The organism is Pseudoalteromonas sp. S3776, assembly GCF_005886915.1.
In the GTDB taxonomy this organism is placed as follows: Bacteria; Pseudomonadota; Gammaproteobacteria; order Enterobacterales; family Alteromonadaceae; genus Pseudoalteromonas.
In genome coordinates this window covers 1-26,689 of the sequence record NZ_PNCU01000003.1, presented here as the reverse complement: position 1 = coordinate 26,689, position 26,689 = coordinate 1, and the positions used below count along the sequence as shown (strand labels likewise).

The window sequence follows — 26,689 nt, the reverse complement described above, 5'->3', positions numbered from 1 at the left end:
GCTAGTGACAAGCCTTAAAAAACTTTTTATACTGCAACCCGCTTTAGTCGCTCAGTGGCTAAACGCTTCAAAAATTAACTACCGCGTAGTTATACAAAGTTGGCCCCTTAGCTCAGTTGGTTAGAGCACACGACTCATAATCGTTAGGTCCCCAGTTCGAGTCTGGGAGGGGCCACCACTTTTAAAGTCACCCTTTAAATATCCTATAGTAATAACATTTCATTCAATGGTTTATAGCTACTTAACCAATATCTTTTAAGATAACTAATCATTTAGCATTTTAGGCAACAAGCTAGAACTGTAACTATAGATTTGCCCCTCTATTTTATATTCTGCAATCAAGAAGATAGTTATCTTGCTAGCGACAGCTGTTATTACAAGTCCTGCGGCTTTTGCAAAGTCACCTAGCTTAACTGCTCGTTATAGCTTTTAAGTATTAATAAATGAAAAAGCGCACTAAACAGTGCGCTTTTTTATGCAATTTACTTTTTATAAGTAGCTTCTAATTTACTTGGTACTTACTATTAGTACGAATGTAAATAGTGGCTGTTTTGTCGCTAGTGTTCTCGATCGTGTGGGTGAAGTTACCGGTTGACTCTACATAGCTGCCTGCGCTTAGGTTTTACGCTTTATCTTGCTCGCTTGAGTTGTACTCAACGGCGCCGGCTATAACAACAGCACGAAATTAGCTTGCATCTGTTTTTATTTCACCTTTAAAGCCGGCAGGAAGTTTAATCATTGAGCCGTTCATTTCAGCTGTACTTCCCCAAAGGTAGGTTGTTTGCACGCCTTGGGCGTTAATGTCGTTTATATCGCTGCTGTTTAACCATACCATGTTGTCTGCATGTAGGTTTAGCGGGCGCTCGCCATTGTCAAACTGAGCATTAGTTGGTTTAACTAAGTACGGCCCAGAGTCGATTTCTAAGTAAATTAAGTTTGTTTTACCATTGGCTGCTGTGGTGTGGTTTTCACCTGCAGGTTGTGTCCAAAATGAACCCGCTGGCATCCACATTTTTTCAGCTGTTGCGTCGTCATTATGCATTTGTCCTTCAATAACGATACCGCGGTAGGTAATGTTGTGAATGTGTGGCGGAGATTCAAAGCCTTTTTTAAAGCGTACTAACATGCCTGTAGCAGTATTGGTTGTGCGATTTCCCCATAAATCTGCAGCGCCTGGGCTTTATCTCCACGCAGTGGGTTTAAGTAACCCCAGTCAATATTGCTAGCGGCAACTACTTTTGATGCGCTTTGCTGTGCTAAAGCTGGCGTTGATATGAGTGTTGCTACCAGTGCAAGAGTAGATGCGTTTAGTAAAAATTTCATTTAAAAGCTCCGTTAAGTTGGTATAGCGCTATAGTACGGCTTAAAATTCAGTCAATAAATGGGCATAAGTTAAATACACTTTCGTAAAAACGTGGATAATAACGTTATAGTTATGCAAGCTGTGAACGTAACAAGAGGGCGTGATGAAAATAGCCGATCTACAGGTATTATTGAAAGTGGCTGAGCTGCAATCCATTACTGCTGCTGCAAAACAATTGGACATGAGCTCATCTGCTGCTAGCGTTTCTTTAAAGCGGATAGAGCAGTCGCTTGGTACACAATTATTTGTGCGCACAACAAGGCAAATACGCCTTACACCTGAAGGGGAGCGCTATTTACCTCTTTGCCAACAGGCGCTTGATTTGTTGTAGCAAGGGCAAGTACTTATTCATGAAGAGCAGCAATCAATTAGTGGTGAAGTACGAATCGCCGTGTCATCCGAAATGGGGCGCAACCTTATGCGGGTGTTGCTTAATAACGTGATGGATAAACACAGCGAAGTGACGCTGCGCTTACAAGCAAGTGACAGCCGCGCAGACTTTTACCGCGATGGTGTTGATGTTGCGCTGCGCGCCTTGACCAAAGAGGCTGCACAGGATTTAAATTTATATGGGTTTAAAATTTGTAACATTGCACATGTGCTGTGTGCCTCGCCTGAATATATTAAAAAGCATGGTGAGCCTTCATCCCCAGAGGATTTAGTGAATCACAATGCGCTGTTATATAAGCTTTATGAGGTAGTGCATGATGGGTGGGAGTTTTATAACGATAACCAAAAATATAAGGTTAAAATGAACAGCGACCGCGCTGTTAACGATGGCGATATAGTCAGACGTTGGTGTATTGATGGCACCGAGATTGCTAAAAAGTCGGCCATTGATGTTGCTCAAGATTTATTAAGCGGAAGGCTTCAAAGGTTAATGGCCGATTACACAGTGCCGCTCACCGAAATGTGGTTAGTATTTCCTAGTAGGCAGCTTATTACCCCTGCTGTTAGGTTAATTCGCGATGAATTAAAACTCACAATAAATGAATTAAGAGCTCAGCTAATAGCTAAAGGCACTATTGATGCGCAAGAGTGGCCAGAATCGCCATAAATTTTAATACGCTTTCATGTGGTTGAAAAAATTAAACTATAGACTTTCTTTTGAATTCTATTTCTCTAATTATTGGGCTTATTGCTTAGCTGATCCTATATTTATTAAGAGCGAATGTTAGTTCAACCTCTTGTACATTTATAGGAATAGTATGTTACTTAAACAAAAAGTCTATATTAGCCTCATTTTAGCCATTGTTGTGCCTTTAGCTGCTTCTACATTTTTATTTTCAAATAGTATCCAAAGTCATATAGGCGATAAACTCGCAAAAGTAGACTTACCTACAGCACTTAGCGAAGTGAAAAGTAAAATTGAGTTAGAGCTTTCTACTCCCATTATTGTTGCTAAAGAAATAGCGCAAAATTCATTTGTTAAACAGTGGATAGCTAACGGTGAATCCGAGCAATCACAAGCTGACTATATAAATTATTTAGCGAGTATTAAAAAGAATAACAAAGCTGTTATTGCTTATATAATTTCTAAAAACACTAACAACTATTACACAGATGCTGGCATATCTAGAAAGATAGATAGAAATGAAGATGTATGGTTTGATCAGTTTTTATCCTCTAACAGACCCTTTGAAATAGCACTGGACATAGATAAAACCACAAATAGCATGGTGGTTTTTATTAACTATGCGCTACAAATTAATGGCGAGCGTACCGCCATTACAGGCGTAGGACGCTCGCTTGATTCTATGATCAACTTAATTAATGAATACCGTATTGGCGAGGCCGGTGTAGTGTATTTGGTTTCTAATAAAGGTGAGGTAATGCTTCACAGTGACAGAAGCAAAATGGGCCAAAAAATTAATATTAACAGTATTAAAAATGGCGCCATTATTAGTAAAACAATGGCCGGTGAAGATTATGTTGTGTCGAGTACACCTATTGAATCATTAGGTTGGCACTTAGTAGCAGAAGTACCCGAGCAGCAGTTATACGGGCCAATAAACAGTGCCATTAATAGCAATTTATTATTTGGTGTGATCATTGCCATTATTGGCTTTGCCCTAGCCAGAGTTTTAGTGTCGCAAATATTTAAACCCATTGAAAATATAACCGCTGCTGTGAGCGCGTTAACTAAAAAAGACGGCGATTTAACTGTAAGGCTGCCCACTAACGATAACAACGAAATATCAGAACTTGCCGCTAACTTTAATTTATTTTTAGAGCAGTTGCATGGCATGTTTAAGCAGGTTTCGGACTCAGCAACCCACGTAAAAAGCATTTCAGAGGATGTGTTAGTGCAGGTACAAGGGGCCGCCAATTTGGCCGAGGTGCAATCATCTAGTACGCAAACTGTGGCGGCAGCCGTTAACGAGATGGAAGTCACCGTACAAGATATTTCAAATAGTGCCAGTAATGCCTCTGACATTGCTTCTTCAACAGAGGAAGCGACCCACAAAGGGGTTGAGTTTGTAAATAGTACGATAAAGCAAATGGAGCAGTTAGAAAACGCCATGGCTACCTCGGTTGCCTCGGTAACTGAGCTTTCAGGGGAAATAAAATCAATTACACAGGTGCTTGATGTTATTAAAGCAATATCGGAGCAAACTAACTTACTGGCGCTCAATGCTGCCATAGAAGCTGCACGGGCAGGTGAACACGGCCGTGGTTTTGCGGTTGTAGCCGATGAAGTAAGAACCCTTGCTATGCGTACTGCAGAGTCGACCGAGCAAATTAATGAAATGATAGACACGTTAAACTCTAAGGCGTCTAGCACGGTGTCGGATATAGAGCTGGGGAGTAAGAATACCTTAGAAAATGCTGAGCGCTTAAAAGTAACCGGCAGTACCTTAACGGGTATTTCTCAAGAAATTGTTACGCTAAGTGAGCTAAATAGCTCGGTGGCTACAGCCACCCGCGAGCAAACATTGGCGACCTCAGAAATTAGCCAAAATGTAGTAATGATTTCTGACTCTGCGCAGCAAACAAAGCAAAATATGAAAACCTCAGAGGAGTTATGCAGCGGGCTAAATGAAGAGTCAAATATATTAAAAGAATTACTAGGTAAGTTTACGCTATAGCAAGGTAATAGGTTTCAGTGAAAAGCGCGCTGTAATTTGGTAACAGCGCGTTTTATAACGCTTAGTTCTTTCGGTAAATCTCGTGTTGAATGTCGTAAATATTAACGCTTAAACTATCAGAGTCTCGGCAGTAGGTTTTTAGACATTCAAGCAAGCTCTCACTCAATATTTGTTTTTGTTCAATCGAGCGCCCAGCCATGATATGCGCCGCAATATGAATAAACCCTTCTTTGCCTTCACCTAGCTGATATTGCTGATAAGCAATTGCGCGGGTTTTAATGGTTTCTAGGTCAAACAAACCACTTTGAAAAGTCGCGTTGTGTACTTTTTCAACAAGCACTTGCGGTAATACAGGAAGATCTTCAGAGTGTTCAATAATAATGTGCGGCATTTACGCGTTTCCTATTATGAGTTACTACGTGGGCGTGCGCGTCATTGTACCAAAGCCTGAACTGCGCGCTAACCCCTGAATAGTCTAAATTTAGTTGTATTAATTTTTGATGGTAGTATAAAAACAGTCACGTGAACCTTCGCTTATAAGCAAAATTAAGGATTAATATGAAATTACCATACCGCTTTAAACGTTTAGCTGTGCTCTTAGGTGCAGTGGTTACATTAAGTGCCTGCTCAGATGACGTTGCGTCGGTGAGTTTAGGGCTGTTTACTACTAAAGATGTAGTGGTAAATTCGCAGCAAGATCCGCTAGTAAAAGGGGTTACGTGCCATATTAGCCATATAGAGGCCGATTTAGATTTTTCAGATCCCTCTGATATGTCTATTGCGTGTCGTCAAACTGGGCCAATTACAGCCGATATGTTACAAGCAATAGATCGCAGTAAGTCGGGCGAAGTGGTGTTTAAGTCATCAAAAAGTATTTTATTTAAATCGCTAAAAGTACGCCGTATTTACGATGCACAAAATCGTACATTACTTTACTTATCGTACTCGACTAAAGAATCGAGCGGCAGCCATCACCATGCACTTTCAACTGTGCCTTTATATAATACACAGGCCTGGAACTGGGCACTTGAACAAAAATAAGAGCACATTATGTTAGCGTTATTTAAATCAAAGCCGTTGCTAGAACAAGCTGAGCAGCAATGGCTGATTGATACCTTTATTTGGGCGGTAGAGCACTTTGATGCCGATTTTTTTACCAAGCATACGCAAATAATATTACCAACCGTTGAGCACTTTCCTGATTCGGTATCGAGCATTGAGGAAATGGCTACTAAGGTTTTTGTGCGAGTACGCGATTACGCAGGTATGAATGCGTGGCCAATACAGTTGGTTGCACCACAGCAGTTACAACCACAAGTATTCCCACACTTTGAATTTGCTGAGCATATAAGGGGAGAGCAAAGCCAGCTTATAGTACCCCCAAGCCATACGATTAATATCTCGTTTAACCCTAATCAAATTAATCAGCCGCAAGATTTAGTGGCCAGCTTTGCTGGCACGCTGGCGACTGTATTAATACATCATGTTGGGGTGTTACCGCCAGGCGGTAAAGACTACTTACCACAAGCGGCAGATGCGCTGGCTTGTTTTTTAGGGTTTGGGGTAATGATGAGCAACACTGTGTATCAATTTAAAGGCGGGTGTGGCTCGTGCTATAACCCGTATGCTAATCGTGAGGCTAAGTTAAGCGAAACCCATACCGTATTTATGCACGCGCTAATTAGTTATTTTAAAAACGACAGTGACTCTAAAAAACATTTAAAGCCACATTTGCGCAGCCAATTTAAAAAAGCCCAAAAAGAGATCAAAGCATTAGTTGAAAACTCTGCTAATCCACTACTGCTTGCCTATGCACCCACTTAAACCGGATACTTGTGAACTACTTAGACGAATTTTTACTAATTGCCATTGCCCATTTTTTTGCTGTAGCCAGCCCAGGCCCCGATTTTGCTGTGGTGCTCAAACAAAGTATACAGCAGGGCAGGCGTAACGCCCTATGGACAAGCGCTGGCGTAGGCGCGGCTATTTTATTACACGTAGGATACTGCGTATTAGGGGTTGCGCTAATTTTAACGCAATCGCCTACTTTATTTATGGCACTAAAGTACGTTGCGGGCGCGTATTTAGCCTATTTAGGCGTACAAGCATTAAGGGCTGCCAAACCACCGGTAAATAAAACAGATAACATTGAAAGCAAAACAGCCCCACAAGAAAGCGTATGGCATGCATTTAGGCGCGGCTTTTTAACCAATGCACTTAATCCTAAAGCAACCCTCTTTTTTATGTCGTTATTTACCTTAGTTATTAGTGTAACTACACCTACCAGCGTGCAAGTTGTGTATGGGGTTTATATGGCTTTAGCTACTTGGGTGTGGTTTTCTATGCTTTCTTTAGTGTTGTCAAAGCCCAGTGTAAGGGCGTTTTTTCAAAAAAGTGGCTATTGGTTTGACCGAGGGATAGGTGTTATTTTAATTGCTTTAGCTATTCGTGTTGTCATTTAACTCTAGGGGGAAGTCATGCCTATTTATAATTTTTCGTTTGGATCGAATATGTCTTCTAACCGCTTGCTTGCGCGTTTACCAAAAGCAAAGCGAGTTGGCACGGCTGTATTAAAAGGCTACGAGCTTACGTTTAATATGCTATTTAAAGACGGCTCGGGTAAGTGCAGTATTCAAAAAAGTGATGATAAAAACGCCCTGGTATATGGCGTGGTGTATGAGCTTGATGAAGCTGAAAAAGCAATTTTAGACACCATAGAGGGCCCAGGCTACGATTGTGTTGCTGTTAACCCCACTCTGTTAGATGGTGAGCAAATAGAGGCGCATTGTTATATAGCCAATACGCACGATAACGATGTACTGCCATACGACTGGTATATTCAGCACGTTCATCGCGGTGCGCTTGAGGCGGGCGTTCCAAAAGAATACAGTGATGCAATACTTAATCGGCCGCATAAGCCCGATACAAATAAAGCGCGTGCTGAAATAGAATTTGCAGTACACCAAAAATAATAAGGATAATCATGAAACTCACCAAATTAGCCAGTTTAGCTTTGCTTGCCAGTGCCACTTTTAATAGTTGGGCACAAATTAATACCACGCACTTAGAAGAGGTGATTAACTCCTCAATGGCACGCTTTGACGTACCGGGTATGGCAGTAGCGGTTGTGCAAGACGATAAAGTGGTATTTGCTAAAGGCTTTGGCACAAGTAATCTCAATACACATGCAAAAGTAAATAAAGACACACTTTTTGGTATTGCCTCAAATACAAAGGCGTTTACAAGTGCAGCACTGGCTAAGTTGATTGATGAAGGTAAGTTAAGCTGGGGTGACAGAGTAATTGACCACTTACCTGAGTTTAGGTTGTACGACTCATACGTAACTCGCGAAATGCGTATTCGTGATTTATTAAGCCATCGCAGTGGATTAGGGCTTGGCCAAGGCGATTTAATGATTTGGCCAAGCACTGATAAATCTATAGCAGATATTTTAGCCGGCCTACAATATTTAAAGCCAGCCAGCAGTTTTCGTAGCCAGTATGCCTATAACAATTTAATGTTTGTAACCGCAGGCGAAGTGGTGGCACGTGTATCTGGTATGAGCTGGAACGATTACATCGAAAAAAATATATTACAGCCTTTGCACATGGATAACTCACGCGCGGGCTTTTCGCGTATTCCAAAAAGTAATAAAAACTGGGCAATTGGCCATATTCCTATGGATGGCAAGCTTAATCCATTCTTTGTTAACTACCTAGAAGACTTTAGAGGCGCAGGGGCTGTTGCATCGAGCGTAAACGATATGAGCCAATGGTTACTTACGCAGTTAGCTGGCGGTAAAATGCCAAGCGGTGAGCAACTATTTAGTGAAAAACAGCAAGCGCAAATGTGGCACCCGCATATTACCTCTATGGCGTCTAAAAGTGCGTATGAGGCCTATCATCAGCAATTTAGAGGCTATGGGCTAGGTTGGAGTATTGAAGACTACCACGGCTTTAAAAAGCTAGGCCACGGCGGGGGCATTTTAGGTATGGTGTCGCAAGTTACATTACTGCCAGAGAAAAAGCTTGGCATAGTTATTTTATCTAATCAGCAAGCGTTTAGTGCGCTTTCTGCGGTTACCCACGAAGTGCTTGAAGATGCCCTTGATCTTGAAGATAAAGACTGGGTTGAAGAGTTAGCTAAAAAACATTTTGCGAGCAAACAAAAAGCCTATGCAAATGCAAAACCCGACACCCCAGCAGATTATCAGCCACAATTACCTAATATAAATTACACCGGCACGCTACATGATGATTGGTATGGCGATGTAATTATTGAGCAGCTAGATGGCAAACTACGTATTGATTTTACCCATACCAAACGCTTAAAAGGCACCCTTGAGCATTACACAGGTAATACGTTTATTGTTAAATGGGATGAAAAACTACTTGAGGCCGATGCGTTTATTCGTTTTGATATGGGCGAAAATAACCGTGTAAATAGCGCTAAAATGCGCGCGGTATCAACAGCGGTAACAGACTTTAGTTTTGATTTTAGAAACCTTAATTTAAAAGCTAAGTAGTGTTGCTATACACCAAAGTCGCAAAGCCACCTTAAAGTGGCTTTGTTATATTAAGCACTCAAAGGAAAGGAGCGTTTATGCGTACTGCTGTTATTTCACATCCCCATTGCCGTAAACATAAAATGATTGACGATCATCCTGAGAGCCCACAGCGCCTTGACGCCATTGCCGATAGACTCCTTGCAAGTGGTATAGATATCGGCTTAACGCATTTACAAGCGCCTAAAGCGCACCGTGAACATTACTTGTTAGCACATAACGAATCGTTAGTTAATCTTGTGGAGCGCTTGCTCCCTAATGAGGGGTTAAATAATCTTGATGGCGACACTTGGCTATGCCCTGATTCATTAAAAGCAATAGAGCGCGCCGTAGGGGCAGGGCTGTTGGCTGTAGATGAAATACTCGCAGATAAACTCGATGCCGCCTTTTGCGCTGTACGCCCGCCTGGGCATCATGCCAATGCACATGCTTCATCTGGATTTTGTGTATTTAATAATTTAGCTATAGCGGTTAAGTATGCTCAAAGCAAAGGCGTTAAACGTATAGCAATAGCTGATTTTGACGTACACCACGGTAATGGTACACAAGACATATTTTTGGATGACGACAATGTATTACTTTGTTCGTTATTTCAATATCCATTTTATCCAAATACAGCCGTAAAAAATAACAGCCACATAGTTAATTCCCCTTTGCCAATAGCCAGTAATGGCGATGATTTAAAAGAGGTGTTTAATACTCAGTGGTTGCCTAAATTAAAAGCCTTTAAGCCAGAGCTGCTATTTATAAGTGCAGGGTTTGATGCTCACCTAGAAGATGACATGGCCAGTTTAAAGTTTGTAGAAGATGACTACAGCTGGCTTACTGAGCAATTATGCGACGTTGCAAAAGAGAGTGGCTGTAAAGGTGTTATATCTTACCTTGAAGGCGGCTATGCGCTATCAGCATTAGGAAGAAGTGCTGTAGCGCATATAAAAGTGCTTAGTGAGTACTAATACCAATTTGCAATAATTATTAATTAAGCGAATTGATATAATAAAGGCTGAGGGTTATAAACCTAGTAAATCAAACGCCTGCTTGGTATTAAGGGTTTTAATTTTGCCAAGGCAGCATTGCCCTTCATTTAACAAATAAGTGGTTACCAGCTGCGCAAGTTGCTCTTCATTAAGGGGCTTACATGTAGCGCCTTGTAGGTCAACGTATTCGCCTTGCTTATTCAGCACACGCACATTACTAAGCTCACTTTGTGTTACGCTGTGCAAACACGCTTGTTGCTCTTGTTTATTGCGTGCTATTTCAAGCTCATTATAAACAATTAATAACTGTGGAAAGCTGTTTAGCATAGTTACCCTACTGTTACCTCATATGAAGTAAATTTACGTACATTAATTACGCCAGTATCAAAAATTAAGTACTGACCTTTTATACCTTGGAGCACACCACTTACTACTGGGTTTTTATCAAAATTAAACGAGCTAATTTTAGTGGGGTACTCTGTCACCGGAAAGTTTAAGTCAACCACGTCTTCATCAAGTTGCTCTATAGCTGTGGCACCAAATAACTCGCTTAACTCATTTAATTTATCGCTAATTTGCGGGATAAGCTCAGCCGCAGCGGCTTTTAAGTCAATTTCTGCGTTTTGGCCTTTTAGCATATTGCGCCAATTGGTTTTGTCGGCGATAAACTCAGCCAAAGCTACCTCCACTAAGCCTGATTGCAAACGTGTTTGTACTTTAAAAATAGGCAAGGCTTGAGTGGCACCCTGATCAACCCAACGTGTCGGTATTTGGGTATGACGGGTAATACCTACTTTAAGGCCAGAAGTATTGGCTAAATAAACGTAGTGAGGAATCATGCAGTTTTCTTCGCCCCACTGCGGCTCGCGACAGGTGCCTTGATCGTAATGGCAGGTTTCTGGCTTCATAATACACATATCGCAGCTAGCAAGCTTACGCATACACACAAAACAGTGGCCTTGCGAGTAACTCTTTTTGGTTTTTTTGCCACAGTTTGAGCATAAAATAGTACCGCTAAATGTAAGCGTTAACTCTTTACCAATGAGTGCGTTTAGGTCGATTAAGTTGTCGCCCACAGGAAGGTGATATTGAACCGGTTCTGTTAAGCTCGATTTTAGTTTACGCAAAGTGCCTTGCATCTTTACTTGGCCCCTAAAGATGTTGATATTAAAACGTGGAGTTTAACATCTTTAAACTGTATTGGCTTTTTAAGAAGTGTAAATAGTCATCATAGGGAAGGGGTTTTGCGTATAAGTAACCCTGTGCTCTGTCTGCGCCCATCTCTTTTAATAAGTGGTGCACATCTTGGGTTTCTATGCCTTCCATGGTGATAGATAGCCCTAGGTTATGTGCCATGTCTATAGCGGTTTGCACAATCACTTTATTGGCGGTGTTATTTGTTAAATCAAATACAAATGATTTATCTACTTTAAGCTCTGTAAAGCGGTAATTTACCAAATAGCTTAATGATGAATAGCCAGTGCCAAAGTCATCAAGCACTACCCGTACCCCTAAATCTGATAGTTCATTAACTAATGAAATAAGCGCTTCGTGGCTATCAACGAGAGCCGACTCCGTTAACTCAAACTTAAGTAACTGTGGCGGAACTTGGTATTTTATAAGAATGTTTTCTACTTTTTCAGCTAGGTTTTTAATTGACAGGTTTTTAGCACTTAAGTTTACGCTAATTGGGTGATCGTTATAGCCTTGCTCGGTTAGTTTGACGATATCTTTACAGGCTTGCTCAATAACCCATAAGGTGAGCTCGTTAATAATACCTGTGTGCTCAGCAAGGGTGATTAGCTCCTCTATAGAGACACCTTTAAAAGCGGGGTCAGGCCAACGCAGCAACGCTTCGGCGCCACTGACTTGATTGAATTTTAGCCCTATTTGGGGTTGGTAATATAGCGCTAGTTGGTTATCTTTAATCGCTTTTTGTAATTTAGCCGCTAATGCTACATCCATTAATATATTACTGTTATTAGAGGCGCTGACGACTAAATCGTTATTACTTTTAGCTTTTTTAAGTGCCAAGTAACCTCGTTTTGTCCAGTATTCAAAGTCGTCACTGTGGGCTGCGCTACTAATGCCTATGTTATAGGTCAGTTGTAAGTTTAGCCCTTGAATTTCGTATTGCTTTGGCAGGCTATTAATCACTTTAATTAAAGCCCCTTCAAGAGATTGCTGATTTTGGTTCTTAGTCGATATGCAGGCAAATATCCCGCTGCCTAAGTCGGCTAAGCGGGGGCTGTTATTAAAATCTGTATCTAGGCTGGTAAATTCCCGCTCATGGCTAAGCTCTAATTCTATTTGCTTAGCCACGTGTTTTATTAACGTGTAGCCCTGTGATGGGGTAATTATTGTGTTGAGCGAATTAAAGTGGCGAATTTTAATCAAGCATAGGGTGGTATTACGCCCTTGTGCTTGTAAGCTCATAAACGCTTGTTTTAATTTGGCACTGTTAAGTAGCTTAGTTTGCTGAGTATGTGTCGCATGATAAAGCGCGCGCTCGCGCTGATAGCGCACTCTATCGGCAAGCGCCATAGCCATTAAAATAACTTCACACAAAATTGCCACTAAAAACGCGTGACGAATCGCAAAACTATAATCCAAAAAGCCGGTTAACTCTAATGGCTGTATTGCTGCGCCAACAATGAGAGGAACCCACGAAAAAACATAAAACTTCGCCCACCTAAAGCCCGTGCGTAGTTTATTGTAAATCAAAATAGCGCACATGATGTATAACAGGCTTAGCACACAAAAAAACAGCGGCGCTGCAATGTACTCGGGTATGAATAATGTAATTAATGCTAATAAAAATATTAGAGTAAGTAGCGCTTTACTCATTTTATAGCGCCAACATTTATCTTTGTGGTAGCGTAAAAACATGGTGCAAAAGGCGAGGGTAAAGAAGGCCATTGAGTAGTTTGAAAAAATTACTTTTTCGTGCAGATACAATTGCCACTCTAGGGGCCATAAATAAAAGCCAAAGCCCATTACAATGCCCATTAAACACAGCGCACTAATGATATAGCCTATATAAACTAAATAAACGCGGTCTTTAATTCCAAAATAAAGCACTAAATTATACAGAGCGGCCATTAGTAGCACGCCTGCAAATATGCCCCAAATACCGGTTTGCGAGCGAACTAAATCAACAAATTCTTTATGGCGATACAAATTAATAGGGGTTTTGCTAATCCCCGTTGTATCAATTTTAATGGCTAAGCGCTCTGTTGTTTTACTCGGTAGTGAAAAGCGGATGTGAGGCACACTGTATTGAAATAAAGAAAGTGATTCTTCTTTGTCGCCTAATTTGTATGTTTCAATAAGCTCATTGTTTGGCGTAAGACGGTAAATACTTAAGTGATCGACCATTGGGTTGTCAAAATGAGCAACAATGTCTTGTTCATATAAACTTTTATTTTCTAAATCTATAAATAACCAGTAGTTTTGCTGTTTAAAACTCCAAGGGATGTCGGAGAAGGACTTATTAGTCAGTTGATTAGGACTTGCAATAATATCTTTGAGGGAGCCTGTTTTATTTTCATCAATATAATAGGCGTAATCTAAATATACAGGTGTAGTTTTTTCGACGGTGTAGCGTGTAGGCACGACTAGATTTGACGCTAGTGTGCTAATAATAAAAAATATAAAAACCAGTATGGCTACAGCCACCCCGTGATAACGTAAAGTTTTCGTTTCCAACGCTGTACACTTGTAAAAACTATTTACATAAGTGTAGCACTAAAAAAGCGCAGATAAACTGCGCTTTTTTAGTTAAATTTACTGCTTACACCAATAACTTAGTTACAGACTATTGCTCGCGAGCAATTGCTCTGTAAGCTATATCGGTGCGGTACTCCATACCTTCCCAGCTAATTTGTTTTACAAGCTCGTATGCACGTTGCTGCGCCTCGGTAACGGTATTGCCAAGTGCCGTTGCACATAATACACGTCCACCTGCGGTGACAACGTTTTCACCCTCTTGCTTAGTACCTGCATGAAATACTTTTTCATCGGCAGGGTAGTTAATTTTAAGGCCTGATATTGCATCACCTTTAGGGTAATCACCTGGGTAGCCTTTAGCGGCAAGTACAACACCTACGGCTGCGCGCGGGTCAAACTCAATGGTTGTTTTATCAAGCTCTTCGCGGTTAGCCGCTTCAACAAGCTCAACTAAGTCTGATTTAAGACGAAGCATCATAGGTTGTGTTTCAGGGTCTCCAAAACGACAGTTGTACTCAATCACTTTAGGTGTGCCCTGAGCGTCAATCATTAAACCTGCGTATAAAAAACCAGTGTAAGGGTGGCCTTCGCTTGCCATTCCTTCAACGGTAGGAACGATGACTTCGTTCATAATACGCTGGTGGATCTCGTCGGTTACTACAGGTGCTGGTGAGTACGCGCCCATGCCGCCAGTATTTGGTCCTTTGTCACCATTGTAGGCGCGTTTATGATCTTGGCTTGTTGCAAATGGCAAAATATTTTTACCATCAACCATAACAATAAAAGAAGCTTCTTCGCCTTCTAAAAACTCTTCGATTACAACACGGCTGCCAGCTTCGCCAAACGCATTACCTGCCAGCATATCGCGAATAGCGTCTTCAGCTTCACGCTCGTTCATTGCTACAATCACGCCTTTACCAGCCGCTAGGCCATCTGCTTTTATTACAATTGGCGCGCCTTTTTCTTTTAAATAAGCAAGAGCAGGGTCAATTTGTTCAAACGTTTGGTAATCAGCGGTTGGGATTGCATGGCGAGCTAAAAAGTCTTTAGTAAACGACTTAGAGCCTTCTAGTTGTGCTGCGCCGGCTGTTGGGCCAAAAATAGCTAAACCGTGTTCACGGAACTTATCTACTACGCCCAGTACAAGCGGTACTTCAGGGCCCACAATAGTAAGTTCTACATTGTTTTGTTGTGCAAAGTGTAACAGGCCATCTAGGTCTTCAACGTTAATTGCAACGTTCTCTAATTTTGGCTCAAGTGCAGTACCAGCATTACCTGGTGCTACAAATACGGTGTTTACTTTACTGTTTTGAGCGGCCTTAAACGCAAGTGCGTGTTCGCGGCCGCCGCTGCCAATGACTAATACATTCATGGCGAAATATTCCTATTTAAAGCGGTTTTTTAAATTTCAGCGTCATACGGTCGCTTTCACCAATAGCTTTGTATTTATCAGCGTCTTGTTCGCCAAGGCGTAAGCTAGGTGGTAGCGTCCACACCCCTTTAGGGTGATCGGCTGTATCTTTTGGATTCGCGTTAATCTCACTGCTTGCAACTAATTCAAATCCAGCTTTTTTAGCTAAATCGATGACGTAGCTTTGCTTCATGTAGCCGGTTGATTTTTGATCCTCATCAGCACGGCTTTCATCTAAGCGATGTTCAACTACACCTAATACGCCACCTGGTTTTAACGCTTTATAAAAAGATTTAAACGCGCTTAATGCACCTTCAGTGTCTTTACCCATGTACCAGTTATGTACATTGCGAAAGGTTAGTACCATGTCGGCAGTACCGGCTGGGGCAATATCAGTGTGCGTTAAAGGAGCAAATTCAGAAATTTTTACTTTGCTAAAACGCTCATCTTCGGCCACTTTTTTCTTAAAGTTGGCTAATGAGCGTTGGTAATACCCCACCGATGAATCACTCGGAAAATGCGCAGCGTAATATAGGCCTTGCTCTTTAAGTGCTGGTGCTAATATTTCACTGTACCACCCACCGCCTGGCGCAATTTCAACCACGGTCATTGTTGGTTTAAAACCAAAAAATGCCAGTGTTTGCTCAGGGTGACGGTATTCATCGCGGGCGCTATTTTTAGCGCTACGCTCACTTGATTGAATAGCATGGCTAAGGCTTGACTCATGATTATGGCTAAGTGCCATAGTTGATGTAAGCGCAAGCGAGGCAACAAGTAGTGACTTTAGTGCAAATTTCATCGTTTGTTCCTTAACATTTTATATAGGTGTTGAATCAGAATACGTGAATTGATTGCAAACAAAAAGGGCTAAACGTTGTGTTTAACCCTTTGTGTGATTAGTGGCGGAAGTGGCGCATGCCGGTAAATACCATTGCCATGCCAGCTTCGTCAGCAGCGGCGATAACTTCTTCATCGCGCATTGAGCCACCTGGTTGTATTACGGCTGTAATACCGGCCGCTGCAGCTGCATCTATGCCGTCACGGAACGGGAAGAATGCATCCGACGCCATCACTGAACCAGGTACTTCTAGGTTTTCATCAGCGGCTTTAATACCTGCTATTTTAGCGGAGTAAACACGGCTCATTTGACCTGCGCCTACGCCAATGGTCATACCGTCGCGGGCATATACAATCGCGTTTGATTTAACAAACTTAGCCACTTTCCAGCAAAACAGTAAATCTTTAAGTTCTTGCTCAGAAGGCTGACGTTTAGACACAACTTTTAAGTCGCCTTGAGTAACCATGCCTAGGTCGCGGTCTTGTACTAAAACACCGCCGTTTACGCGTTTAATGTCGTGGCCTGTTGCTTTGCCACTCCATTGTCCACACGCTAATAAACGTACATTCTTTTTCGCTTCAACAATTTTTGCCGCTTCGCTTGAAATGCTAGGGGCAATAATCACTTCAACGAACTGGCGATCAACAATGGCTTGTGCTGTTTTTGCATCAAGCTCGCGGTTAAAGGCAATAATGCCGCCAAACGCTGAGGTTGGATCTGTTTTAAAGGCACGGTCGTAAGCACTAAGAATATCTTCGCCAATTGAAACGCCACATGGGTTTGCGTGTTTAACAATAACACATGCAGGTACATCAAATTCTTTAACACACTCAAGTGCGGCGTCGGTATCTGCAATGTTATTAAACGACAGGGCTTTACCTTGTAGCTGAGTAGCTGTTGCAACGGATGCTTCGCTTACGTTGTTTTCAACATAAAAAGCAGCATCTTGGTGCGAGTTTTCACCGTAACGCATATCTTGCTTTTTAGTGAACTGCATATTGATAGTGCGTGGGAATTTAGTCTCTTCGGCGGCTTCTTCTGTGTAATCAGGCACCATTTTGCCAAAGTAGTTAGCAATCATGCCATCGTACTGAGCAGTGTGCTCATACGCGGCAATGGCTAAGTCAAAACGTGTTTTATACGTAGTTGAGCCATTATTGTTTTGCATTTCGCTAATAACACGGTCGTAATCGCTCGCGTTTACCACAATCGTTACATCTTTGTGGTTTTTAGCGGCTGCACGAACCATTGTAGGGCCGCCAATATCAATGTTTTCAATGGCATCTTCAAGGCTGCAGTTTTCTTGAGCGACAGTATTCGCAAAGGGGTATAAGTTAACTACAACAATATCGATAGCTGAAATGTTATTATCAGCCATTACACCTTCATCTTGTCCGCGACGCGCCAATATGCCGCCGTGAATTTTAGGGTGAAGGGTTTTTACGCGACCATCCATAATTTCAGGATGACCTGTGTGATCTGATACTTCAGTCACTTTTATGCCGTTATCAGCAAGGAGTTTGCAGGTACCGCCAGTTGATAAAATATCAACACCTTGCGCTTCTAGAGCGCGGGCAAATTCAACAATACCAGTTTTATCAGACACACTTAAAAGTGCGCGACGAATGGGACGATGAGTATCCATTGTAGTTTGATTTCCTCAGTTAATGAGCTAGCTTAGAAGCGGGCATTTTAACTGATTACTACTCAAAAAACGACTTATAAAGCGCCAATAAGCGTGAGCATTTTGCAATTTGGTTAACGAATTACAGGTATAAAAAAAGCACCCAAAGGTGCTTTTTTTGCATGATACCAATTGTATTTGATTACTAAGCAGTTATAACGATAGAAAAACAAGTCTATAACAAGGTAAAAATTTTACAGTGTAGTTATTCTACATAAGAAATTTTTAACGCCATTATGGGCTTGTTTAGCTCGTTAGAATGCTTACGCTTTCAATATAATTGGTATTAGTTCATGCCGTATTTTTTAAGCTTTTTACGTAAAGTACCGCGGTTGATACCTAGTAAAATTGCCGCACGAGTTTGGTTACCACGTGTGTATGTCATTACTTCTTCAAGTAATGGCGCTTCTAGCTCTGAAAGAACAAGGTCGTAAACGTCTTGCACATCTTGACCGTTAAGCTGCTTTAAATAGTGGTGAACAGCTTTTTTTACTGCATCACGCAATGGCTGCGGTTTCTCGTGTGACTGAACATGAGGGTTTGTGATAAATGGAGAAGTCACGTTTTGTTCGAACATTATTTAATCTCTTTCTTTCTTAGTTAGCTGCTAGTGTTTTAAAGTATTGCGTTAATGCGTCAACTTGTGCTTTTGGGTTGTCGAGCGCATTAAATACTCGCCTAAACTGACCGTCACTGTCATGGGTTTGCAAATACCAAGATACATGTTTGCGAGCGATTCGCGCTCCCATTGGCTCGCCGTAAAACGCATGGAGGTTATCTAAATGCTCCATTAAAATACTTCGCACCTCTGAAATAGCAGGTGGTGGTAAGTGTTCTCCAGTTCGCAAATAGTGGTCTATCTCCCTAAATATCCAAGGGCGACCTTGGGCGGCTCGGCCAATCATAATGGCATCTGCACCCGTATAGTCCAAAACCTGCTTTGCTTTTTCTGGAGATGTAATATCACCATTAGCAACCACAGGTATCGACACTGAGCGTTTTATATCCCTAATCGTGGCATATTCTGCTTCACCTTTGTACATACATGCGCGCGTACGCCCATGTACAGCAAGTGATGCAATGCCATAACGCTCAGCTATTCTCGCAATCTCTACACCATTACGGTTATCCTGATCCCATCCTGTTCGGATTTTAAGTGTGACCGGGATATCAACAGCATTTACTACTGCATCAATTATCTCTTCCACAAGTTCAGGAAACTGTAATAAGGCAGAGCCTGCGAGTTTCTTGTTCACTTTTTTTGCTGGGCACCCCATATTGATATCTATGATCTGTGCACCGTTTGCAACATTGAATTGTGCGGCCTGCGCCATAAGCTCAGGATCTGCTCCTGCAATTTGCACCGCGCGTATACCCGATTCGCCGCTGTGATCCATACGGTTCATCGATTTTTCAGTCTTCCAAACCTTCGGGTTTGACGATAACATTTCAGACACGGCCAAGCCTGCGCCTAAGCGGCGGCAAAGCTGTCTAAATGGTCTGTCTGTAATACCTGCCATTGGCGCGACTATTACATTATTCTCAAGTTGGTATGAACCGATACGCACTGTATTCAATAGGCCTCTTTTCAAGGGGCGCTAAGTTTACGGTTTTTTTAGGAAAAATCAAAGGCTATAAATTGAACAAAAGTGACTTTTTTTTGCCCTTTTCGTATTGACTTTTGATAACCGCATGACAAGTGGGTCGATTTGTTTGAAATTTAAGCAAAAAATAATTTTGCTAAATGATGCGGGCTAATTTTCTAACTGTAAAAAAATAGTAAAGCCTGTTAAATACAGGCTTTACATGCAAGTTTTGAGTTAAAACTCTATATTTATAAATGTATGAGGCTAGCTATTTTTTGTACCGCTTACACGAGTCCAATCGCCCTCTAGTGCAATATCATCAAGCTTAATAAACGGTGCGTAAATATCGGCAACGGATTGAGCTTGCTCTTCTAATATGCCCGACATAGCAATTTTGCCACCAGGCTTTAGTAAACCCAAAATTACACTGTGAAGCTCACGCAGCGGTTGCGCTAAAATGTTAGCCACAACAATATCAGCACTAAACTCGGGCTGGTTTTCTGGCAGGTATACCTCAAGCTTATCGGCAACACCATTACGCTGTGCGTTATCTAAGCTTGCTTCAAGCGCTTGCGGGTCAATATCAATACCTATCATGCGTTCTGCACCAAGTTTGATGGCTGCAATGCCTAAGATTCCCGATCCACACCCAAAATCAACCACTGTTTTACCGCTTAAATCTTGGCTTTCTAGCCATTTAAGGCATAGTGCTGTTGTTGCATGTGTACCCGTACCAAACGCAAGGCCTGGGTCGAGCAATACATTAACTGCATCTGGGTCTGGAATGTCGCGCCAGCTTGGGCATATCCACAGTTTTTCACCGAACTGGATTGGGTGAAAGTTATCCATCCACTCACGTTCCCAGTCTTTATCTTCTAGTTGCTCAATTTTGTATACCAGTGTGCCTTTAATTTCATCATGACGTTTAAGTAGTGCAATTACGCTGTTCATATCATGATTGGCTTCAAAAAGACCAATTACAGTGGTATCGGCCCAAAACTCAACGGTGCCAATTTTAGGCTCATAAATAGGTGTATCTTTAGCGTCAATAAAAGTAACAGAGGCACTGCCTGCTTCCATTAATAAGTCACTCACTGCATCTGCGGTAGCAGCATTGGCATTGATACGGATTTGGATCCAAGCCATGGTTGTTTCCTTTAAATAGAAAAAAGGCCGCTACAGCGGCCTTTTTAGTTTATATGAAGCGCTAAATTATTTAGCGTCTAAAAAGCTTTTTAGTAAGTCTGAGCGAGAAGGGTGGCGTAATTTACGCAGTGCTTTCGCTTCTATTTGACGAATACGCTCACGTGTTACGTCAAACTGTTTACCTACTTCTTCTAAGGTATGGTCGGTATTCATATCAATACCAAAGCGCATACGAAGTACTTTAGCTTCACGGGCTGTAAGGCCTGCTAGCACGTCGTTTGTTGCGCCACGAAGAGATTCCATTGTTGCCGAGTCGATAGGCGAATCAATAGTGGTATCTTCGATAAAGTCACCTAAGTGCGAATCTTCATCATCACCGATTGGTGTTTCCATCGAAATTGGCTCTTTGGCAATTTTAAGTACCTTACGGATTTTATCCTCAGGCATCATCATGCGTTCTGCTAATTCTTCAGGATTTGGCTCACGACCCATTTCTTGTAACATTTGACGAGAGATACGGTTAAGTTTATTAATCGTTTCTATCATATGTACCGGAATACGGATTGTTCTTGCTTGGTCAGCAATTGAGCGGGTAATCGCTTGGCGAATCCACCACGTAGCGTAAGTTGAAAACTTATAACCACGGCGGTATTCAAACTTATCTACCGCTTTCATCAAGCCAATGTTACCTTCTTGGATTAAATCTAAGAACTGTAAACCACGGTTTGTGTATTTTTTAGCAATTGAGATTACAAGACGTAAGTTAGCTTCAACCATCTCTTTTTTCGCACGGCGCGCTTTTGCTTCACCAATGCTCATACGACGGTTTATGTCTTTAATACGCTCAATGCTTAAGCCTGTGCTTTCTTCAATAACACATAGCTTTTGAATGCAACGAATAATTTCAGGTTTCACTTGCTCAAGTTTAGCTGAGTGTTTTTCGTTAGCAGCAATTTCTAGGTCTAGCCATGCTGTGTCTGTCTCGTTATTAGCAAAATGCTTAATAAACGTTTTCTTAGGTAGCTTAGCTATTTGTACAGCTTGTTTCATGATAAGGCGTTCTTGAACACGCACTCTGTCCATCATTTCTCGCATGTTATTTACCATGCGATCAAACTGTTTTGGTACTAATTTAAAGGTTCTGAAAAGCTCGCCAATCTCAAAAATAGCAGCTTGAGAATCTGGGTGCGAACGCCCTTTTTCATCGAATGTAGTACGAGCCTTAATGTATAAATCACGTAAGTTTTCAAAGTGAACACGGGCTTCCTCTGGATCAGGGCCTGTGTCTACTTCTTCTTCGTCTTCATCATCATCGCTGTCTTTGTCATCTTCATCATCGTCTTCATCAAGTTGCTCTTCACTTAATTCAGAACCAATGTGTGTTGCAGAGATTTGTGCTTCGTCTTCGTTAGGATCGAAAAAGCCAGAAATAATGTCGCTTAGGCGCATTTCTTCTGCTTCAAACTTATCCCACTGCTCGAGTAGGTAAGTGATTGCTTCTGGGTATTCGGCAACAGAAATTTGTACCTGGTTGATACCTTCTTCAATGCGTTTAGCGATTACAATTTCGCCTTCACGAGTAAGAAGTTCCACAGTACCCATTTCACGCATGTACATGCGCACTGGGTCAGTAGTACGGCCAATTTCTTTTTCTACAGTTGCAAGGGCTGCAGCAGCAGCTTCTGCTGCGTCTTCGTCTGTCGTGGTTTCTTGCATCATTAATTCATCAGCATCAGGCGCATTTTCGCTAACCTTGATACCCATGTCATTAATCATGCTAATGATATCTTCTACTTGATCTGAGTCGATTATGTCTTGTGGAAGGTGATCATTTACTTCAGCAAAAGTTAAGTAGCCTTGCTCTTTACCTTTTTGAATCAGAAGTTTTAATTGTGACTGAGGAGTTGGATCCATAGAGATTGTTTCTTCCACTCTGATAAGTTGATACAACAGGCGCCATCATAGAATTAGCCTTTAGCTAACTTTAATAATGTGACGCAGTGAATAGCACAGTATAACAGTTTAAATCAAGTCTGACTAGCTGTTACTCGCTTTTAGCGCTGTCATAAGTAAATGACATTCGAGTTTTTCATCACTTGATAAGCCCTGTGTCTTGTCCTTTATTAATAAGGTCTCTAGTCGATAATTTAAACACTGATCTTCAATAAATTTAAAAGTATTTTGAAAAACAGTCTCCAAACGTTCATCACTTATTTGATGCTGCCATGTGGCAAGCTTTACAAGTGGCTCATAATCATCACTGTCTCTAAATGATTCGAGTAAAACCGCGGTGTTTGCATTGTCTTTTTGTAATGCGCGCTCTTGTAAGCGCAGTAGCAAACCAATACCCGCTATGTTCATTTGAGCAAGCTCTGGCAAGTAAGGCACACTTTTAGCTAATTGAGGGTGCTGAATTAAAATACCAATAGCTTGGCGCATTGGGGTAATTTTAAATTTTCGCTCAACAGCGTGTTGTTGCTTTGGTGTTTTTAAGCGGCTGTTTAATTGCTCACGCGTACGGCCAATTAAACGACCTAACTGCTCTAAAATGTTCTCTTGATAAAACTCACTCGAAATTTTTTCAATTAATGGCAATGCAGCACTCAATAATTTAGCTTTCCCAGAGTCGAGTGTTAAATCTACTTCTTGGCTAAGCTTATTAAATAAAACTTTAGTGAAGTCATCTGCTTGGCTTAAGCGTTGCTCAAACTGTGTTTTACCTTCTTGTTGTACTAGTGAATCTGGGTCTTCGCCATCGGGTAAAAATACAAAATGTAGGGCTTTGCCATCGTTTAAATAGGGCAAGGCATTTTCTAGTGCTCGCCAAGCTGCATCGCGGCCCGCTCGGTCACCATCGTAACAACAAATAACCTTGTCGGTGGTCCTAAATAGCGTATGCATATGCTCGCTTGTCGTAGCTGTACCAAGAGCTGCCACCGCGTATTCTATTCCTTGCTCAGCAAGCGCAACTACATCCATGTAACCTTCTACAATGAGTACATGTTCAAGTTTTTTATGCGCTTGTTTTGCCTCATAAAGACCATAGAGCTCAAAACCCTTATGAAAAATACGGGTCTCTGGTGAGTTTAAATATTTTGGCCCTTGGTCGGCTTGCATTACACGCCCACCAAAGGCGATAACACGGCCACGTTTATCACGAATAGGAAACATTAAACGGTCGCGGAAAAAATCAAACTGCCTGCCTGGCGTCTTTTCAGAGGCAAGCTTAAGCTCAACTAATTGCTCTTTTTGTTCTTTTGTTCGGCCAAGTTGCTGGCAAAGCGCTTCCCATTCGCTCGGCGCATAACCAATCATAAACTTTTTAACTGTTTCGCCGCTTAAACCACGTCCTTTTACGTAATCAATTACCGTAGCAGAGTTGCTATGGTGCTTTAATTGGTGCTGGTAAAAGCGTGCTGCGTGTAACATTAAATCGTAGTCTGAGCGTTTTTGTGCTGCCGTGCGCTCTGGGGCTGAGCTGTTGCCATTCTCTCGAGGCACATCTAAATTTAAAAGGCTAGCGAGCTCTTCTATAGCATCAACAAACTCAAGCTTGTCGTACTCCATAACAAACGAAATAGCATTGCCATTAGCACCACAGCCAAAGCAGTGGTAAAACTGTTTATCTTGAGAAACAGTAAACGAGGGAGACTTTTCGTTATGGAAAGGGCAGCAAGCTTGGTAGTCTTTGCCTGCTTTTTTAAGACCAACCTTAGAGTCTATTAGCTCTACAATATCTGTTCTGGCGAGTAAATCGTCAATAAAATTTCGTGGGATCTTTCCAGCCATGTTTTGTAAGTAGTCCTAACAATTGGTGAGGTGTAATTTCAACACAATGCGTGCATTTATAAAAGAGGTATAGTGTGTTTAAAGTATTGCTCACTCTAAAATGAGTGCTAGCTCTATAAACGAAGAAACCGAGCACAGGGCTCGGTTTACTTGAATCATACTTTATGTATGTGGGGGTATTAGGCTGTTAATCGTTGCTTAATTAAACCAGAAAGCTTGCCCATATCGGCACGTCCTTCGGCTTTGCTTTTGATTATGCCCATTACTTTACCCATGTCTTGCATACCTGCTGCATTAGTATCAGCAATAGCCGCATCAATAAGGACAACAATTTCTTCTTCACTCAGTTGTTGAGGTAAAAAAGTTTCTAGTGCTGCGATCTCATTGGCTTCAATTTCGGCTAAATCTTCACGCCCAGCATCTTTGTACTGAGTGTAAGAGTCACGACGTTGTTTAACAAGCTTCACTATAACGGAGGTAATACCTGCGTCGTCGAGTGTTATTTGCTCGTCAATTTCACGTTGCTTAATTGCGGCAAGCACCATGCGAATAGGGTTAAGACGTTGTTTGTCTTTTGCTCTCATCGCATCTTTTTGCGCATCTTTTAGCGTTATTAAAAGGCTCATTTATACAAGACCAAATACGATTAGTATAATTTAACGCGACGTGCGTTATCGCGAGAAAGCTTCTTCATGTGACGCTTAACCGCTGCAGCTTTTTTACGCTTACGCTCAGCTGTTGGCTTTTCATAGTGCTCGCGACGACGAACTTCTGAAAGGATACCTGCTTTTTCACATGAACGCTTGAAGCGACGAAGTGCTACGTCAAACGGTTCGTTCTCTCTTACTTTAATTACTGGCATTAAAAATTCACCTACCTAAATTATGAGCGTTGCTCAAGTTGATCAAACATTGATCAAGTGGTTCAAAAATGGTGCGGTATTGTAATCCGAAGCAGCACCATATGTAAAGGATAATATTAACAGAAATGCAGCGGCTTAAATACTGTTAATTTGACTGGCGTTGGTATAACCGGCAGAACACTTGCCCAGCTTTTTTTTCTTTGATTAACAACCAGTTATTTGGGGGTGAAAAGTTGCTTAGCTCTATTTCTACCTCAACATAAATAAGTGCATCTTGACTAAGCCATTGGTTATTTTCTAATAAATCACAGCTACTTTGCGCTAAATTTTTACGAAATGGTGGGTCAACAAAAACTAAATCGAATGGTTGATTTATGTTCTTTTGTGCTAAATATGAGAGTGAGTTAGTTTGTACCACCTGAGCGTTGTTAAGGTTTAATGTGCAAATGTTTTGTTCAATTTGCTTAGCAGCTAATGCGTCTAATTCGATAAAAGTCGTGTTTTTAGCAAATCGAGACAATGCTTCAAAGCCCAATCCGCCTGAGCCTGCAAAGCAGTCTAACACAGTTGCATCGCGTGTACCTTGCATTAACCAATTAAACACGGTTTCTTTAATACGGTCTGTTGTTGGGCGAAGCCCTTCTACATTTTTTACCGGTAGTTTACGGCCACGAAACTGCCCGCTAATTACTCTAATAAAGCCGTCAGTAGATTTGCTAATTGCTTTATTTTTCGCTGCTTTTTTTCTCATTTAGGTCACTAAAAAATGGTATATGGGATCTAGCTCAGATAATATTGTACGTAGTTTACGTTTAGCTTCATTTTTCAACCGCATTAAAAGTGTTACTATTTAGCACTTACGTTTTGAACGGTTGATTGGCCGGCACGTGTTGCTGAGCCACACCAAGCTATTTCAAATTTTAGTTTATCAGATTTTTATAAGTGGTTATTAGCAAGTATGGCAAAAAAAAGTAAATTCATGTCTTGGCTCGGTTTTGGTAAGTCAGATAAAAAACAAGCAGAAGCTGATAAACAACAGGCATTAGCTCAGCAACAAGAAGCTGAGCGCTTAGCGGCAGAAAAGGCCGAGGCAGAGCGTGAAGAACAAGCGCGTATTGCTGCTGAAAAAGCCCAAGAAGAGCGTTTGGCTATTGAAAAAGCGAACGCTGAGTTGCTTGCAAAAGAGCAAGCTGAGGCACAGGCGCAACAACAAGCCCAAGAAGCTCGTTTAGCAGAACAAGAAGCGCAAATGCGCTTAGAGCAAGAGCGTGTAGCTGCTCAGCGCGCAGAGCAGCAACGTCTAAACCAAGAGCGCGAGCAAGCTGAGCAAGATGAAAAATTAGCAATTGAAAAAGCCAACGCTGAGTTACTTGCCAAAGAGCAAGCTGAAGCACAGGCGCAACAACAAGCCCGAGAAGCTCGTTTAGCAGAGCAAGAAGCGCAAATGCGTTTAGAGCAAGAACGTATAGCTGCAGAGCAGGTAGAAGCTGAACGCCTAGAACAACAGCGTATTGCACAAGAACAGGCAGAAGCTGAACGTGCAGAGCAAGAACGTATTGCAGCAGAACAAGCAAAAGCTGAGCGCTTAGAGCAAGAACGTATAGCTGCAGAACAAGCAAAGGCTGAGCGCTTAGAGCAAGAACGTATTGCA

Annotated in this window: 22 protein-coding genes, 1 tRNA gene and 3 pseudogenes; 10 read left to right on the top strand and 16 right to left on the bottom strand. The window is 41.7% G+C overall.

Translation table 11 applies throughout. From position 1 onward, the window contains the following. The first annotated feature begins 101 nt into the window (after positions 1 to 101). Positions 102 to 178, top strand: a tRNA-Ile gene (locus CWC16_RS02675). 324 nt (positions 179 to 502) lie between these two features. Here the strand turns inward: CWC16_RS02675 and CWC16_RS02670 are convergent. After that, positions 503 to 1,323, bottom strand: a pseudogene (locus CWC16_RS02670) (DUF4437 domain-containing protein). 143 nt (positions 1,324 to 1,466) lie between these two features. Here CWC16_RS02670 and CWC16_RS02665 point away from each other — a divergent pair. Beyond that, a pseudogene (locus CWC16_RS02665) lies at positions 1,467 to 2,420 on the top strand (LysR family transcriptional regulator). A 151-nt stretch (positions 2,421 to 2,571) separates the two neighbouring features. Continuing rightward, a complete protein-coding gene (locus CWC16_RS02660) occupies positions 2,572 to 4,452 on the top strand; it encodes a methyl-accepting chemotaxis protein (protein WP_138540409.1) in 1,881 nt (626 codons plus the stop codon). Between the two features lie 61 nt (positions 4,453 to 4,513). On the opposite strand, the gene CWC16_RS02655 is transcribed toward CWC16_RS02660, so the two are convergent. Next, positions 4,514 to 4,843: a 5-carboxymethyl-2-hydroxymuconate Delta-isomerase gene (locus CWC16_RS02655; protein WP_138540408.1), complete on the bottom strand. Its 330-nt coding sequence runs from the start codon at positions 4,841 to 4,843 to the stop codon at positions 4,514 to 4,516. 167 nt (positions 4,844 to 5,010) lie between these two features. Between CWC16_RS02655 and CWC16_RS02650 the strand changes: the two genes are divergently transcribed. The 6 genes from CWC16_RS02650 (at position 5,011) to CWC16_RS02625 (ending at position 9,972) form a co-directional block, all read left to right on the top strand. Next, the gene (locus tag CWC16_RS02650; RefSeq protein WP_138540407.1) at positions 5,011 to 5,493 is read left to right on the top strand and encodes a CreA family protein; all 483 of its coding nucleotides are present in this window, start codon (positions 5,011 to 5,013) and stop codon (positions 5,491 to 5,493) included. 9 nt (positions 5,494 to 5,502) lie between these two features. Further along, positions 5,503 to 6,276 (top strand): hypothetical protein, encoded by a 774-nt coding sequence (locus CWC16_RS02645; protein ID WP_138540406.1) that lies wholly within the window; start codon positions 5,503 to 5,505, stop codon positions 6,274 to 6,276. A gap of 11 nt (positions 6,277 to 6,287) precedes the next feature. Beyond that, entirely contained in the window at positions 6,288 to 6,914 is a 627-nt protein-coding gene (locus CWC16_RS02640; protein WP_055014715.1) for a LysE family translocator, read from the top strand. A gap of 15 nt (positions 6,915 to 6,929) precedes the next feature. Next, positions 6,930 to 7,424, top strand: coding sequence for a gamma-glutamylcyclotransferase family protein (locus tag CWC16_RS02635; RefSeq protein WP_055017937.1), 495 nt, complete (start codon positions 6,930 to 6,932; stop codon positions 7,422 to 7,424). An 11-nt stretch (positions 7,425 to 7,435) separates the two neighbouring features. After that, positions 7,436 to 8,977 carry a serine hydrolase gene (locus CWC16_RS02630; RefSeq protein ID WP_138540405.1) on the top strand — a complete coding sequence of 514 codons (1,542 nt, stop codon included), beginning with the start codon at positions 7,436 to 7,438 and terminating at the stop codon, positions 8,975 to 8,977. Positions 8,978 to 9,054: 77 nt separating this feature from the next. Then, a complete protein-coding gene (locus CWC16_RS02625; RefSeq protein ID WP_138540404.1) occupies positions 9,055 to 9,972 on the top strand; it encodes a histone deacetylase family protein in 918 nt (305 codons plus the stop codon). A 54-nt stretch (positions 9,973 to 10,026) separates the two neighbouring features. Here the strand turns inward: CWC16_RS02625 and CWC16_RS02620 are convergent, their stop codons facing one another. From CWC16_RS02620 to rsmD, 14 genes are all read right to left on the bottom strand, one after another. Further along, positions 10,027 to 10,320, bottom strand: a complete 294-nt coding sequence (locus CWC16_RS02620; RefSeq protein WP_138540403.1) for a DUF4144 family protein — start codon at positions 10,318 to 10,320, stop codon at positions 10,027 to 10,029. A 2-nt stretch (positions 10,321 to 10,322) separates the two neighbouring features. Next, a complete protein-coding gene (locus tag CWC16_RS02615; RefSeq protein WP_138540402.1) occupies positions 10,323 to 11,132 on the bottom strand; it encodes a DUF2797 domain-containing protein in 810 nt (269 codons plus the stop codon). 28 nt (positions 11,133 to 11,160) lie between these two features. After that, positions 11,161 to 13,701: an EAL domain-containing protein gene (locus CWC16_RS02610; RefSeq protein WP_138540401.1), complete on the bottom strand. Its 2,541-nt coding sequence runs from the start codon at positions 13,699 to 13,701 to the stop codon at positions 11,161 to 11,163. Between the two features lie 109 nt (positions 13,702 to 13,810). After that, positions 13,811 to 15,094, bottom strand: a complete 1,284-nt coding sequence (purD, locus tag CWC16_RS02605) for a phosphoribosylamine--glycine ligase (RefSeq protein WP_138540400.1) — start codon at positions 15,092 to 15,094, stop codon at positions 13,811 to 13,813. Between the two features lie 16 nt (positions 15,095 to 15,110). Then, positions 15,111 to 15,932 carry a class I SAM-dependent methyltransferase gene (locus CWC16_RS02600; RefSeq protein WP_138540399.1) on the bottom strand — a complete coding sequence of 274 codons (822 nt, stop codon included), beginning with the start codon at positions 15,930 to 15,932 and terminating at the stop codon, positions 15,111 to 15,113. Between the two features lie 97 nt (positions 15,933 to 16,029). After that, a complete protein-coding gene (purH, locus tag CWC16_RS02595; RefSeq protein WP_138540398.1) occupies positions 16,030 to 17,616 on the bottom strand; it encodes a bifunctional phosphoribosylaminoimidazolecarboxamide formyltransferase/IMP cyclohydrolase in 1,587 nt (528 codons plus the stop codon). A gap of 325 nt (positions 17,617 to 17,941) precedes the next feature. Further along, the gene (gene fis / locus CWC16_RS02590; protein WP_002957804.1) at positions 17,942 to 18,232 is read right to left on the bottom strand and encodes a DNA-binding transcriptional regulator Fis; all 291 of its coding nucleotides are present in this window, start codon (positions 18,230 to 18,232) and stop codon (positions 17,942 to 17,944) included. Positions 18,233 to 18,251: 19 nt separating this feature from the next. Next, positions 18,252 to 19,223, bottom strand: a complete 972-nt coding sequence (dusB, locus tag CWC16_RS02585; RefSeq protein ID WP_171037620.1) for a tRNA dihydrouridine synthase DusB — start codon at positions 19,221 to 19,223, stop codon at positions 18,252 to 18,254. 282 nt (positions 19,224 to 19,505) lie between these two features. Further along, entirely contained in the window at positions 19,506 to 20,387 is an 882-nt protein-coding gene (gene prmA, locus CWC16_RS02580) for a 50S ribosomal protein L11 methyltransferase (protein WP_138540397.1), read from the bottom strand. 66 nt (positions 20,388 to 20,453) lie between these two features. Next, complete coding sequence (gene rpoD, locus CWC16_RS02575) at positions 20,454 to 22,301, bottom strand: RNA polymerase sigma factor RpoD (protein ID WP_055014727.1); 1,848 nt, start codon at positions 22,299 to 22,301, stop codon at positions 20,454 to 20,456. A gap of 123 nt (positions 22,302 to 22,424) precedes the next feature. Beyond that, positions 22,425 to 24,176 carry a DNA primase gene (dnaG, locus tag CWC16_RS02570; RefSeq protein ID WP_138540396.1) on the bottom strand — a complete coding sequence of 584 codons (1,752 nt, stop codon included), beginning with the start codon at positions 24,174 to 24,176 and terminating at the stop codon, positions 22,425 to 22,427. A gap of 179 nt (positions 24,177 to 24,355) precedes the next feature. Further along, on the bottom strand, positions 24,356 to 24,802 hold the full coding sequence (locus CWC16_RS02565; RefSeq protein WP_138540395.1) for a GatB/YqeY domain-containing protein: 447 nt from the start codon (positions 24,800 to 24,802) through the stop codon (positions 24,356 to 24,358). 20 nt (positions 24,803 to 24,822) lie between these two features. Next, positions 24,823 to 25,038 (bottom strand): 30S ribosomal protein S21, encoded by a 216-nt coding sequence (gene rpsU, locus CWC16_RS02560; RefSeq protein ID WP_002957797.1) that lies wholly within the window; start codon positions 25,036 to 25,038, stop codon positions 24,823 to 24,825. A gap of 145 nt (positions 25,039 to 25,183) precedes the next feature. Further along, positions 25,184 to 25,789 carry a 16S rRNA (guanine(966)-N(2))-methyltransferase RsmD gene (rsmD, locus tag CWC16_RS02555; protein WP_138540394.1) on the bottom strand — a complete coding sequence of 202 codons (606 nt, stop codon included), beginning with the start codon at positions 25,787 to 25,789 and terminating at the stop codon, positions 25,184 to 25,186. Positions 25,790 to 25,996: 207 nt separating this feature from the next. Here rsmD and CWC16_RS02550 point away from each other — a divergent pair. Further along, a pseudogene (locus CWC16_RS02550) lies at positions 25,997 to 26,689 on the top strand (signal recognition particle-docking protein FtsY); the annotation flags it as partial.

Excerpts from the sequence above, each read along its gene's own strand:
- CWC16_RS02660 (WP_138540409.1), top strand. The coding sequence starts at position 2,572 with ATGTTACTTAAACAAAAAGTCTATATTAGCCTCATTTTAGCCATTGTT.
- CWC16_RS02655 (WP_138540408.1), bottom strand. The coding sequence starts at position 4,843 with ATGCCGCACATTATTATTGAACACTCTGAAGATCTTCCTGTATTACCG.
- CWC16_RS02650 (WP_138540407.1), top strand. The coding sequence starts at position 5,011 with ATGAAATTACCATACCGCTTTAAACGTTTAGCTGTGCTCTTAGGTGCA.
- CWC16_RS02645 (WP_138540406.1), top strand. The coding sequence starts at position 5,503 with ATGTTAGCGTTATTTAAATCAAAGCCGTTGCTAGAACAAGCTGAGCAG.
- CWC16_RS02635 (WP_055017937.1), top strand. The coding sequence starts at position 6,930 with ATGCCTATTTATAATTTTTCGTTTGGATCGAATATGTCTTCTAACCGC.
- CWC16_RS02630 (WP_138540405.1), top strand. The coding sequence starts at position 7,436 with ATGAAACTCACCAAATTAGCCAGTTTAGCTTTGCTTGCCAGTGCCACT.
- CWC16_RS02625 (WP_138540404.1), top strand. The coding sequence starts at position 9,055 with ATGCGTACTGCTGTTATTTCACATCCCCATTGCCGTAAACATAAAATG.
- CWC16_RS02620 (WP_138540403.1), bottom strand. The coding sequence starts at position 10,320 with ATGCTAAACAGCTTTCCACAGTTATTAATTGTTTATAATGAGCTTGAA.
- CWC16_RS02615 (WP_138540402.1), bottom strand. The coding sequence starts at position 11,132 with ATGCAAGGCACTTTGCGTAAACTAAAATCGAGCTTAACAGAACCGGTT.
- purD (WP_138540400.1), bottom strand. The coding sequence starts at position 15,094 with ATGAATGTATTAGTCATTGGCAGCGGCGGCCGCGAACACGCACTTGCG.
- CWC16_RS02600 (WP_138540399.1), bottom strand. The coding sequence starts at position 15,932 with ATGAAATTTGCACTAAAGTCACTACTTGTTGCCTCGCTTGCGCTTACA.
- purH (WP_138540398.1), bottom strand. The coding sequence starts at position 17,616 with ATGGATACTCATCGTCCCATTCGTCGCGCACTTTTAAGTGTGTCTGAT.
- fis (WP_002957804.1), bottom strand. The coding sequence starts at position 18,232 with ATGTTCGAACAAAACGTGACTTCTCCATTTATCACAAACCCTCATGTT.
- prmA (WP_138540397.1), bottom strand. The coding sequence starts at position 20,387 with ATGGCTTGGATCCAAATCCGTATCAATGCCAATGCTGCTACCGCAGAT.
- rpoD (WP_055014727.1), bottom strand. The coding sequence starts at position 22,301 with ATGGATCCAACTCCTCAGTCACAATTAAAACTTCTGATTCAAAAAGGT.
- dnaG (WP_138540396.1), bottom strand. The coding sequence starts at position 24,176 with ATGGCTGGAAAGATCCCACGAAATTTTATTGACGATTTACTCGCCAGA.
- CWC16_RS02565 (WP_138540395.1), bottom strand. The coding sequence starts at position 24,802 with ATGAGCCTTTTAATAACGCTAAAAGATGCGCAAAAAGATGCGATGAGA.
- rpsU (WP_002957797.1), bottom strand. The coding sequence starts at position 25,038 with ATGCCAGTAATTAAAGTAAGAGAGAACGAACCGTTTGACGTAGCACTT.
- rsmD (WP_138540394.1), bottom strand. The coding sequence starts at position 25,789 with ATGAGAAAAAAAGCAGCGAAAAATAAAGCAATTAGCAAATCTACTGAC.